The sequence below is a fragment of the Enterococcus sp. 5H genome (assembly GCF_028128615.1).
Lineage (GTDB): Bacteria > Bacillota > Bacilli > Lactobacillales > Enterococcaceae > Enterococcus_L.
In genome coordinates this window covers 73,920-85,932 of the sequence record NZ_AMDP01000019.1, presented here as the reverse complement: position 1 = coordinate 85,932, position 12,013 = coordinate 73,920, and the positions used below count along the sequence as shown (strand labels likewise).

11 protein-coding genes are annotated in these 12,013 nt (G+C 35.5%); 2 read left to right on the top strand and 9 right to left on the bottom strand.

What is annotated here, in order from left to right; genetic code table 11:
* Positions 1–90: 90 nt before the first annotated feature.
* The 9 genes from menC to C240_RS06445 form a co-directional block, all read right to left on the bottom strand.
* Positions 91–1,200: an o-succinylbenzoate synthase gene (gene menC / locus C240_RS06485; RefSeq protein ID WP_271492874.1), complete on the bottom strand. Its 1,110-nt coding sequence runs from the start codon at positions 1,198–1,200 to the stop codon at positions 91–93.
* Positions 1,197–2,024 (bottom strand): 2-succinyl-6-hydroxy-2,4-cyclohexadiene-1-carboxylate synthase, encoded by an 828-nt coding sequence (menH, locus tag C240_RS06480; RefSeq protein ID WP_271492871.1) that lies wholly within the window; start codon positions 2,022–2,024, stop codon positions 1,197–1,199. Before menH ends, menC begins: the two co-directional genes overlap by 4 nt.
* The gene (gene menD / locus C240_RS06475) at positions 2,025–3,749 is read right to left on the bottom strand and encodes a 2-succinyl-5-enolpyruvyl-6-hydroxy-3-cyclohexene-1-carboxylic-acid synthase (RefSeq protein WP_271492868.1); all 1,725 of its coding nucleotides are present in this window, start codon (positions 3,747–3,749) and stop codon (positions 2,025–2,027) included. It abuts the gene before it with no gap.
* A complete protein-coding gene (locus C240_RS06470) occupies positions 3,724–5,115 on the bottom strand; it encodes an isochorismate synthase (RefSeq protein ID WP_271492865.1) in 1,392 nt (463 codons plus the stop codon). Before C240_RS06470 ends, menD begins: the two co-directional genes overlap by 26 nt.
* On the bottom strand, positions 5,102–6,577 hold the full coding sequence (locus C240_RS06465) for an o-succinylbenzoate--CoA ligase (RefSeq protein WP_271492863.1): 1,476 nt from the start codon (positions 6,575–6,577) through the stop codon (positions 5,102–5,104). Before C240_RS06465 ends, C240_RS06470 begins: the two co-directional genes overlap by 14 nt.
* A 12-nt stretch (positions 6,578–6,589) precedes the next feature.
* On the bottom strand, positions 6,590–7,405 hold the full coding sequence (gene menB / locus C240_RS06460; protein WP_271492861.1) for a 1,4-dihydroxy-2-naphthoyl-CoA synthase: 816 nt from the start codon (positions 7,403–7,405) through the stop codon (positions 6,590–6,592).
* Between the two features lie 335 nt (positions 7,406–7,740).
* Positions 7,741–8,781: an Abi family protein gene (locus tag C240_RS06455; protein ID WP_271492858.1), complete on the bottom strand. Its 1,041-nt coding sequence runs from the start codon at positions 8,779–8,781 to the stop codon at positions 7,741–7,743.
* A 165-nt stretch (positions 8,782–8,946) separates the two neighbouring features.
* Positions 8,947–10,464 carry a zinc ABC transporter substrate-binding protein AdcA gene (locus tag C240_RS06450; RefSeq protein ID WP_271492855.1) on the bottom strand — a complete coding sequence of 506 codons (1,518 nt, stop codon included), beginning with the start codon at positions 10,462–10,464 and terminating at the stop codon, positions 8,947–8,949.
* A gap of 193 nt (positions 10,465–10,657) precedes the next feature.
* On the bottom strand, positions 10,658–11,041 hold the full coding sequence (locus C240_RS06445; RefSeq protein ID WP_271492852.1) for a YccF domain-containing protein: 384 nt from the start codon (positions 11,039–11,041) through the stop codon (positions 10,658–10,660).
* Between the two features lie 180 nt (positions 11,042–11,221).
* Here C240_RS06445 and C240_RS06440 point away from each other — a divergent pair, with 180 nt between their 5' ends.
* Entirely contained in the window at positions 11,222–11,566 is a 345-nt protein-coding gene (locus C240_RS06440; RefSeq protein WP_271492849.1) for a hypothetical protein, read from the top strand.
* 29 nt (positions 11,567–11,595) lie between these two features.
* Entirely contained in the window at positions 11,596–11,970 is a 375-nt protein-coding gene (locus tag C240_RS06435; protein WP_271492846.1) for a PaaI family thioesterase, read from the top strand.
* The last annotated feature ends 43 nt before the right edge of the window (positions 11,971–12,013 follow it).

The window sequence follows — 12,013 nt, the reverse complement described above, 5'->3', positions numbered from 1 at the left end:
AAGAAATTGTACTATACTCCCGCCATTTATTATGGTGTAGTGTGTTATAGGACAAAACTGAGTTTTAGTTTTGTCCCATAACACACTTTTTTACCGAATGAATATTGTTTCATGGAGTCCATATTTTAATAGCTTCTTCTCGGATAATGTTACGCCAATTCCTAAACCTTCTGGTACGTGTATTTCACCATGCTGAATTTCAATTGGTTGTTCTAAGATATCCTCATAATAATAACGATCTGATGCAGAAATATCACCAGGAAAGGTAAAAATTTTTTGAGAAGCAAATTGAAGATTTAAAGCTCTGCCTACACCTGATTCAAACATACCACCTAGCCATACTAGTAGACCTTTTTCTTGGCAGAATTCCACTATTTTCATAGCTTCAGTGATACCACCTACTCTTGGAATTTTTAGATTAATACTTTGACAACTACCTAAAGAAAAAGCCAATTCACAATCTTTTAACGATCGGATGTTTTCATCTAAACAGATTTTTGTCTTTAGCTCACCTTGCAGCTGGGCATGATCTAGAAAATCATTAGCCGCAAATGGTTGTTCAATCATTGCTAAATCGTATATATCTAATTTTTTAAGATGTTGCATATCCTCAATCGCATAGGCTGAATTCGCATCTACCATTAGCGCTAAGTTGGGAAATTTACGCCGTATTTCCTGAACAGGTTCCAAGTCATAGCCTGGACGAATTTTCAATTTTACTCTTTGATATCCTTGTTCTACATAACTAGTGATTTGGTTGAGCAATTCATCTAAATTTGTTTGAATCCCGATACTTACACCAACAGGAATCTGCAGTCTCGTTTTATTAAAATAATTTTTTAAGCTTTGGTTATGTCGCTTGGCATATAAATCCCAGATCGCAGTCTCCAAGCTTGATTTTGCCATTTGATTCCCTTTGACTTCATAAAATAAATCTGCTACTTCTTTTGGATGAGTAATTTCTTTGTTTGTTAATAAAGGAATCAAATGATTTTGGCTGATAATTCTGGCAGTCTCTATCGTTTCCTCTATGTAATCTGGTTGTTCAAACGGAACTAGTTCCCCAATTCCTTGATTCCCTAACTCATCTGTCACCAACAAAATATCAAACGCTTTTTCCGTCAGTCGACCATAGCTTGTTTCAAAAGGAATTCGTAGTGGTAAACGAACACGATAACGTTCAATTCGACTAATCATCATCCCTGACTTCCTCCTTTTAAAAAGTTCAAGCTAGCTTTTGCAAATTCTTCAGGCTTTTCTAAATGAACACAATGTCCAGCTCCGGCTATAATTTCAACTGAAAAACTAGGTTGTCTTTTCTTCATTTCACGGGCTAATTGTATAAACTTGAAGTCTAACTCTCCTACAATTAACTGTACTGGTACCTTTATATTCGTTAGTTTATCCCAAAAACTAGGCTGCACACCAGTTCCCATATACCACAAGCTACACGCAAGTCCAAAACGTGATTGAGATAGCCGCTCTTGACGAACCATCTCTTGAATTGAGGTAGGCAAACTTCTTTGGCTAGAGAATAGTGGTAAACTCTCCCATTTTTTTACAAATTCCTTAATTGAGTGATTCAAAAGGTATCCAGCAAGATGTTCATCCGATCGTTGACGTATTAACCGTTCTGAAACATCATTTAAACCTGGAGAACCGCTCTCTAAGACTAATTGTTGAACTTTACTAGGAAATAGGCACGTAATACCTAAAGCAGCTCTAGCCCCCATAGAATAGCCTAATAGATAAAACTGCTTCAAACCTAAATTTTCTGTCAACAAAACAATATCTTGGCATAAACAATCCAGCTGATAACGGTATGGGTGAACAGCATAATCTGTTTTCCCATGACCAATTAAATCAATGCCTAAAATATTAAGCTCCCTGTCATCTTGAAATACAGAAGCAAATGTTTGGCTAGTTCCAGTAAAACCATGGAGACATACCAATGTTGGTCGATCTGCTTGATAACTTGAAAACCACTCATAATAATAATTTACGCCATTTATGTTGATTTTCATTTATTTACTCCTTAATTTATCTCGTAAACCTGCCAAGACCGCTTCATAAAGTTCAACATTTTCCTGCCTATCACCGACAACTTCGATAATCTGGAACTTTTGTTGTTTTTGAGTTGCTTCTAGCAATATACTTAACTGTTCTAAATTTTCTGCTTTCACATAATCTGCACCATATAATTGGGCAACCAAAGAAAAATCTAAATCAATCGGTGTTCCAAAGATTGGTTCAAAATCTTCAGGTGTTAATTGACGTTGCGAAAGAAAAGAGAAAATACCTCCACCATTATTGTTTAATAAAACTATTGTTAATGGTAAGTCGTACTGTTTTGCCAACATTAAACCATTCATATCATGATACATAGCTAAATCACCAATCAATAACACATTCTGGCGGTCATGATTTACAGCACACATACCTAAAGCAGTTGAGACAATCCCATCAATTCCATTAATCCCACGATTGCCAAATAAATGATAGCGATTGTTTTCAACTGCAGCAAAACGGTCTAAGAATCGAATTGCATTACTATTGGAAACAAAAAATTGGCCATTATCTGTCATCATTTTATGAACAAGCAAACTTGCAGATGTTTCATTTAAACTACTTAACTCGGAAATTTCATCCAATTGTTGTTCCGTAATTTTTTGCCAGTTGATCCACTGTTTCATCCAAATATCCGAAGATTTTACATTAATTTTATTCAAGATTGATTGGATAAATAATTGTTCTTCTGCTTGAATGGCTACTTGTGTTTGTTTTAGCTGATCTTGCCATTCACCTGTTTCATCAACAAAATAAACCGTTGTTTCACTTTCTTCAAGAGATTGGAGCCAAAACATTGTATTTTTTGAAATAGGCAACATGCCAAAACGAACAACCACTTCTGGTTTCAAGCTCATTTCAACTTCTTGAATAAATAAATCAGCATAACTCATAATCAAGTGACTATTATGACCAACAGAAGTAAGATTTGCCAATGGATCACTAATAATCGGCCAATTTAAGGTTTCCGCTAAGGTAATAAATTGTTCAGCTTCTTCTGGAGAATGCGTTCCGCCAACGACCAAAACACCGTTTTTCCCTTGCCATTCGGCTGCACAGTTGCTAAGCTGTTCATCCGAAAGTTGTTGTTTTCCTGTCAAAATCTGGGTTTTTCGTTCTGATTCTAATTTAAAGGTTAAATCAGGCAGTAGTGGCTCTCTTAGCGGAAAATTCAAATGAACGGGGCCTTTGGGCGTTTGGGAAGCGGTGTCTGTTGCCCGCATTCCTTGCCAATAAGCATAATCTAACATTGCTTTTGACTCTTCAGGAATTGCCATTTCTACAAACATTTTCACATGACTTTGGAATAAATGAATTTGATCCATTGCTTGCGGCGCGCCTACTTGTCGTAATTCATGTGGGCGATCCGTTGTTAAGATAATCAAAGGTATATGACTGGCTTTTGCCTCACAGATTGCCGGGTAATAATTAGCTGCAGCTGTGCCCGATGTACATAATAAAACAACTGGTTTACCGCTTGCTTTACTTAAACCCAATCCAAAAAATGCCGCTGAACGTTCATCTACTTCAATAAATGTCTCAATATTTTTTTGCCGATGTAAAAGGAGTGCCAATGGTGTCGAACGTGAACCAGGACTGATAACGGCTTGCGCTACACCACTACTAATTAAACCTTCAATAAAATTTTGTAAATAATTAGTCATTTCTTTTTGATTCGTCATGAATATCCCCGCCTATCCCTCTTAACATCGGTTGAAATTTAATTTTTGTCTCTACTCGTTCTGATGCTGCCTCGGAGTCTTTAACAATCCCGCAACCAGCGTACAAATAGCCTTGATTCTCTGAAAAAATAGCTGAGCGAATACCAACAGCAAATTCTCCTATATCTTCTTTCAACGCAATCCAGCCGATCGGCGCGCCATATAGACCTCGATCTAATTTTTCATGTACTCTAAGCCACTCTAATGCTAACTCTTTTGGTTCTCCTCCTAAGGCTGGTGTTGGATGTAATTGCTGAATTCCTGTTAAAAATCGAAAAGCTGCGCGTCTTTTGCCTTCAATCGGCAAAAATAAATGCTGAATATCACGATTTTTCAATAATTGAGGTTGTTGAACATGAACCATATCTTCAGTCATTCGTTCCAACTCTTTCACAATACGATCCACAACAATTTTATGTTCTTGCCGATTTTTCATATCATTCAGTAGATGACTTCCTAATTCGATATCTTCTGCTTCAGTTGTTCCACGTGAAACAGACCCTGCCACACTTGCAGTTGAAAACGTTGTGGTAGAAGCTTTCAATAATCGCTCTGGTGTCGCACCGATAAACACATGATGCTCAGCTTCTAATACAAAAAAGTATGTGTTAGTTTGCTGTTCTTCAAGGTTCTTCAAAATTACTTCTGATTGAAAAGGCTGACTACTACTTATCTTCATTCGTCTAGCTAAAACAACTTTTTCCAGAGGTCCTACTTCTTTTAATTTGGCTACTGTTTCATCCACAAGAGTCATCCATTGGGTAACTGCGACTTCCTCTGCTTCAACTTGATCACATTTGATCTGTTGTTCACTTTCCGTATTCATAATATCAACAAATTGTTTGTTTACAGACACCCATTTTTGCTGTAATTCGCTTTTAGTTTCGGTACTAAAGTTGATAGTCAAAAACTGTTCGTTCATCTTTTGAGTGATCAGAAAAGTCGGCAGATAAAATAATCCTTGCTCCATTTTTCCCCAATCATTTTGCTTTAGAATAGTATCATCAAAGGAGAAACCGCCAAATAAAATCGCACCAGTTCCTGTAATTGACAAATTTTGGTAAATCTTATCTTGTTCTTTCAAAATAAATGAATCGACTTGTTTAAAACTTGCTTGTTCATGTGTTAATTCAATTTCCTTACCAAAACCTGCTAAGGTAAACTCTTTTTCTGGTGTTTGCCAATAGAATCGTTCCCCGTGAAATGCTTTTTGGCCCTTCTCAAAATAAGTACGCAAAGAAATAGAGTTTTCATTTAATTTCTGAACCCAACTGAATTTTCGATAACCTTGTTCATATGCTTCTTCTAGTTCTTTAGGAATGCTCATTACTTAAAAAAGCCTCCCTTTCTATTGTTGTTAAGCGGTGTTTTGCTAATTTTCCACTTGCTGTTTTTGGAAGTGTATCGCACAAATAAACCTTTTTAGGCAGTTTGAATTTTGCCAAATAGGTTTGAGCAAATGCGTTTATTTTTTCTACCGTGATTGTTGCATCACCGACAATGTAAGCAACAGGAATGGAGCCCCATTTCTTGTCAGGTTCACCAACCACAGCGACTTCTTTTATTTCAGGCATTTCTTGTAATACATGCTCAACTTCTGTTGGATAAATATTTTCTCCGCCAGAAATAATCAGTTCACTTAAACGGCTAACCAAATAAAGATAGCCTTCATCGTCTAAATAGCCCATATCACCTGTTTTAAACCAGCCATCTGCTGTCCATTTAGTTGTCTGCCACTGTTCGCCATTTAAATAGTGCTGAATAACATTTTTACCTTTTAACAGAACTTCTCCTACTTGATTTGCGGAAATTTCCTGATTTTTTTCATCGACAACTTTAACTGCCATCCCCATCAATGGCTTACCGACAGAGCCCATCTTCTTCGAAGCATCTTTAAAGCTCAAAGCGACTACTTGAGAGCATGTTTCTGTCATTCCGTATGATTGGATCACTGGAATACCGAAGTTTTCGCACGTTTCCAATGCTTTTTTAGAAATTGGTCCACCACCAAGAAGCATTGCCTTAAATCGATGATCGTAACCTTCTTTAGGATACTCTTCCAATAATTCCTGCAACATAAGCGTCACTACCGAAATAATTGTACCTTTTCCTTGCGTTAAATCAGCTGTCACCATTTTTCCATCAAAGCGATCATACAAGCGAAAACTACAACCTAAAACTAATTGACGAATCACGATAGATAAACCACTAATATGAAACAGAGGTACAGGACAAAGCCAACAATCCTCCGTTGTAACCTGCATGTTTTCTTGTGTAGCCATGGCACTCGCAAAATGATTACTGAAACACTGAACTACACCTTTAGGATTCCCCGTAGTACCTGATGTATACATGATTGAAGCTGTTGAATTTAGCTGATAGGCAGATGTTGAAACAATAATTTTTTCTGTATGATTCGAACGTGTCATTTCAAGCAATTTTACTTGTTTCAGCTTAGACAGATTCGCTAAAGATTCATTATCTGCTACTACCCAATTTACATTTGCATCTGTCAGCTGATATTCTAATTCTTTTACACTCAAATGGCTGTTCAAAAAAACAATTTCTTTTCCTATTTCCCACAATGCCAGAATAGAAAAATACATTTCTTTTGAGTTACGTCCAAATAGTGCAATTCGTTTTTCAGTTTGCGGGATTTTTTTTGCGAATTCTGTCATCCATTGTTGAACTTCTTGCTCCACATCAGCAAACGACCAAACGTCATCCTGCCAATAAAAAGCAGGATGATTCGGTCTTTCCTTCACTTGTTTTTGTAGCCAACTGCTCATGTTTCTCACCCTTTATGGAAATTTAGGAAATTGATCGAAGTCAGGTTCACGTTTTTCTTTAAATGAGTCACGGCCTTCTTTAGCTTCATCCATTGTGTAGTATAGCAATGTTGCGTCTCCAGCTAATTGTTGGATACCAGCCAATCCGTCAGTATCGGCATTTAATGATGCTTTAATCATACGCAATGCAAGTGGACTTTTCTTCAACATTTCTTCTGCCCATTCCATTGTGACATCTTCCACTTTATCTAATGGTGCAATTGTATTGATCCAGCCCATATCCAAGGCTTCTTCTGCTGAATATTGTTTACATAAGAACCAAACTTCTTTGGCTTTTTTATGACCAATCACACGTGCTAAATAACCAGATCCATATCCTCCATCAAAACTACCTACGTTAGGTCCTGTTTGTCCAAATTTAGCATTATCAGCAGCAATCGTTAAATCACAGACAAGCTGCAATACATTTCCACCACCGATTGAGTAGCCTTTAACCATTGCAATAACTGGTTTGGGAATCACACGAATCAAACGTTGTAAATCAAGCACATTCAAACGAGGAACACTATCGTCACCTACATAGCCGCCATGTCCGCGAACCTTTTGGTCACCACCGGAACAAAAAGCCAGATCTCCAGCACCTGTTAAAATAATTACGCCAATATCTTGTTTATCGCGGCTGATATTAAATGCATCAATCATTTCCATGACCGTTTTTGGTGTAAATGCGTTATGAACATGAGGACGATTGATCGTGATTTTTGCTACTTTTCCTTCTTGTTCAAATAAAATCTCTTCATATTCTTTGATTGTTGTCCAGTTTCTCATGAGGAAACCTCCTTATAATTTAAAAGCAGAACAAGTCATTCAGCTCAATTAGTTTTCAATGCTTCTATTATACACAAAAATGGAAGTTTTAGAATGACAGAGGGTTTAGAGGATGGTGAATTTGTTCATTTTATATACCAAGTGAATAGCAAAAAACTGTCTGATACAAACGCCACAAAAAGCTTGTATCAAACAGTTTTACTTTACCTTTAATCTATAGTTAGCTGTTACCCCAACTATAAACGACCTTTCGGAAGGGTCTTTCATCTAACAACTATGTTACCATCCCAATCTGCTTGGGTCAATACAAAACTCTGTCATAATTCTCCCACAAATCAATATTCTTCAATCATTTTATTAAACATAGCATATTTTTCACACAACCAAGGTTGATTGATATATAAATATTCATTACGTTTACATCTATCCATCAATTTTTTTAACTCAGCTTTCCTGTTATCTCTAATCCCAGAAGATTCTACATACATATCATGAAGATATAATACAGAAGCTAAATCATGTACCCTCATATTCGTTAGATTGGGATAAACACGATTATTGCTAAAACTAGTTCTTTTTAGATAATCTGTTAATTTTTTATGAGGATATCTTGGTAGTTTTTCTTTATCAGCAAATTGAAATTCTTGTTTTAAATATAATAAAATAGGTCGACTATGAGCAGCACAGTTCCTAACATTTTTGGCGTATGGTAGGAAAATTTTTGCCGATCCATACTTGCTTGATTCGAACAAATTATGTTCACAATAAAACTTGATAAATGATGACAACTGTCCAAAAGTCATCAATTCTAAAAGTACCCAAATTGAGGGGTTTTTAATCCTTTTACAATACAAATCATAATCATAGCTTTTAGTATTATTTCGCTCATTCATTATTTTATCCACTATATCTACATACCTTAATTTCCGCTCTGTTTTTTCATCTTCAGAAATTTGCTCTTTATCAATCCATGAATTAAATTTCTTTTGTTGATAATCATTGTATGCTTTGACAATTGAATAACCATCGTCATCACCATCTGTAATAGAAGCTATAATTTTTGTTTTCAATGAATGCTCAATATCTAATGTTAATTTCATGAGTATATATCTTAGATGCATATCAATAGTTGCTAAATCAGATAAATGTTTAAAGTCTAAATTTTGATATTTTCCATCGGAATCTCGCTCAAAATTTTTTCTAAATGCAGTCATTTTATAATAATATGTATTTTCAGATAGTGTTTTTATCGCAGATTGTTCACTAATTTCATTAAATTTTATGCCTTTAAAGCGCATGTATTTAATCTGCTCTTCTACATTTATCTTCTGTAAACGTTCAATCTTCTCAAGTATTGTCGCAACCTCGTTGTCCATCTCTATTCTCCTAAATATATTTATACTCATTATACTTCTTAAAAAGATATTTAACAATATGACTTATTTTTCATTTTTTTGAAAATTAGCTAAATAAAAACAAGCATCCAAAACCTGAAAACAGATTTTGAATACTTGTTTTTAATCTTACTTATTTTTCGTTCATCAATGTGCCAGCATCTCTTGCGCAATTTCAAAGCCAGTCAAACCTACAGGATAGTATGTTGGCCAATTATCCATTTCTTCTAATAATTTTTCCTGACTTTCATTTCCAAAATAAATATGAAAATGAGCGGCTTTACTCGGTGCAATACCATGATCTGAGAATTGAACGTATTTATATGGAGTGTCTTCTGTTGCTTCAAACAAGAAGCGTACGCCGCGATTGCCAGCGGCATAGGTTAAAATTTCTTTTCCTACATATTTGTATGTTGACTTATATTCTTTATCACCAACGATAAATGTCATTGTGTTATCATCAATCACGATCCGATCAACATCCGTCTGATAACCTATTTGATAGTACTCTTTATATTCTTCAGCGGTCATTTTTTTCGTCTGTTTTTCTTTATAGTCAAATACTTGGTCGAATGTACCATCTTCTAAATAAGGGAAAACGGATTGCCAGTCGCCAGCATAATCGGAAAGTGTGCGGTCTTTAACATCTTTATCGTCAAAATAACCATTATAAACTGTCTTTTCTTTCGTTTGTTCCGCTATGTCCCTTTTAGGTTCAACTTCTGTAGATTTTAATAAAGAATCTAAGTTATCCTTCATTACACTAATATATGTTTTACCATCTTCCATATCTTGCTTCGTTAGGCCTTCCAAAGGATTCAACACAAGCAATTCTACGCCAGCTTCATTAGCTAATGTTCTTGCTACTCGATCGTTCGCATTCTCTTCAAAGTAAATATAGCTGATTCCTGTTTCATCTACTAAATTTTTAAGCTCTGCAATGCGTGATGGCTGCGGTTCTTGATCTGGAGAAATACCTGCAATTGGAATCTGTTTTAAATCATAATCTAACGCTAAATAAGAAAAAGCCGTGTGCTGAGTGATAAAATTCTTTTGTTTGGCATCCAGTAATTTTTCCTCGTATAGCTGATGCAGTTCTGTTAATTGCTCGATATAATCAGCGGCATTTTCAGTGAATACAGTTTTTTGTTCAGGAAAATTTTCAATTAGACCATCTCTAATAATCTCTACGGCTTTAATCGCTCTGTATGGGCTTAACCAAATATGAGGATCATAATCGTGCGAGTGATCGTCATGACCATCACCATGTGAATGATCGTGATCGTCGCTACCCGGAAGTAACAACATCCCTTCTGTTGCTTTAATACTTTTGACTTCTTTCAAAGATTTTTCTGTTTTTGGTACCCACGTTTCCATATACTCACTATTATAAACAAACGCATCCGCATCTTGCAGGTTTGCAATTTCTTTGGCAGAAGGTTCATAATCATGTGCTTCTGTTCCAGCTGGAATCATTAATGAGACTTCCCCAGCATCACCAACAATATTTCTGGTAAATTCATACATTGGATAAAAAGAAGTCACAATATTTAACTGCTCATCATCTGCATTTACCTCACTTTTATCGTTTGAATTTGTGCAGGCAGTTAAAAAAGCGACCATTAATAATAAACTTAGTGTGATAGACTTTAGATTTTTTTTCATTATTTTCCCCTTACGTAGTTTAATTTCCTAGCTTCATTCCGATTTCCGCCCAACAAAACGTAATCGTTACGTTTTAGGCACAAGAAAATATACCAAGTTTGGTTTCTGTTGTCAAGAAATTATAAAAAAAAATTCGAAACAAAACTAAAAACTAGTCTTGTTTCGAACTTAAAAATCCGCTAATAATACATGATTATTCCATATACACACTATTAGTTGGCACTACTTGCGCACCAAAAGGCATTAATGCCAACTTAGCTAATTTGAACGACTGCAGCCCAAAAGGGAAACCAATAATTGTTACACATAAAATAATGCCGCTAGCACAATGAGCAATCGCTAAAGGTAATCCACTAACAATCAGCCAGATAATGTTTACGATAAAGGAAACATTACTCGTACTATAAACAACTTTTTTACCAAACGGCCAAAAACTCAAGCCAGCCAATTTAAAACATTGCAATCCAATCGGAATTCCCACAATCGTAATACACCAAAGAATTCCTGCTATTACCCATGTTAATCCACCAATAAACCCGCCAAAAATAAACCATATAATATTACCTAAGCAGCCCATATTTGATCCCTCAGCTTTCTATGTCTTACTTGTAAATCTTAAAATAATTATATAACAAAATCATTCCAAGCGTATTCATCCTATCCATAAGATTTAATTAAATTTTTGTCCCAACTCATTCTCATGTATAATAAATTTTATAAACTAACAAGTAAATGAACTTAAAAAAGGAGAGATTTTTTGAATACAGCAATCGTTGTTTATCAAAGCACACCGATGTTTGGTAGAAATATGCTGCCGAATAACGCCGTTATAGGGAATTTTAATCAAACTAAACTCGTTACACAATTGAATACCGAACTGTTAGAAAGAAACCTTCCTTGGGAAGCTGTATTAGACGATTCTATTGCTGATATTGAAGTAATCGCTCAAGAAGCGGATGCTATTATTTGTGTCCCTGGATTGCAAAAGCTATTTGACATTGGTAACTATCCTAAAGAAAAGGTGTTCTATCTTGATTCTTTAGACTACCACAATTTACAACTGGATAAAGTACTTACTTTTTTGGAAGCAATACAGCATTAACCTCGGGCTAAAAGAAAGGATATCATTCAATGCATCTATTAGACTATTTAAATATTGAAACAACTGAACTATCTAAAGAAAAAGTAGTATTATCAATGAAAATAGAAGAATTTCATAAACAACCTTATGGGATTTTACATGGTGGTATGAATGGCGTTTTAATCGAAACAGCTTGCAGTTTGGGGGCAAATGAACATTTGGCTGAAGGTTCTTATGCTGCAGGTATTGATCTTCAAATTAATCATTTAAAAAGCATCGTTGGTGGAACTTTGACCGTGATTGCTACCGCAGATCGTATAGGTCGATCTCTTCAAGTATGGGAAGGAAAAATTTTTAATGATAATGGGGAACTGACCGCAGTCGGACGCTGTACATTGATGAATCAGAAAATAAAAATGTACTAAGATTAGAGGTTAAACTCATCCGTCGATAAGTTTAACCTCTATT

Bases quoted from the DNA above. Each gene is read 5' to 3' on its own strand.
- C240_RS06445 (WP_271492852.1), bottom strand. From the start codon at position 11,041: ATGGGCTGCTTAGGTAATATTATATGGTTTATTTTTGGCGGGTTTATT.
- C240_RS06435 (WP_271492846.1), top strand. From the start codon at position 11,596: ATGCATCTATTAGACTATTTAAATATTGAAACAACTGAACTATCTAAA.
- C240_RS06450 (WP_271492855.1), bottom strand. From the start codon at position 10,464: ATGAAAAAAAATCTAAAGTCTATCACACTAAGTTTATTATTAATGGTC.
- C240_RS06455 (WP_271492858.1), bottom strand. From the start codon at position 8,781: ATGGACAACGAGGTTGCGACAATACTTGAGAAGATTGAACGTTTACAG.
- menC (WP_271492874.1), bottom strand. From the start codon at position 1,200: ATGATGATTAGTCGAATTGAACGTTATCGTGTTCGTTTACCACTACGA.
- C240_RS06465 (WP_271492863.1), bottom strand. From the start codon at position 6,577: ATGAGCAGTTGGCTACAAAAACAAGTGAAGGAAAGACCGAATCATCCT.
- menH (WP_271492871.1), bottom strand. From the start codon at position 2,024: ATGAAAATCAACATAAATGGCGTAAATTATTATTATGAGTGGTTTTCA.
- menD (WP_271492868.1), bottom strand. From the start codon at position 3,749: ATGACGAATCAAAAAGAAATGACTAATTATTTACAAAATTTTATTGAA.
- menB (WP_271492861.1), bottom strand. From the start codon at position 7,405: ATGAGAAACTGGACAACAATCAAAGAATATGAAGAGATTTTATTTGAA.
- C240_RS06470 (WP_271492865.1), bottom strand. From the start codon at position 5,115: ATGAGCATTCCTAAAGAACTAGAAGAAGCATATGAACAAGGTTATCGA.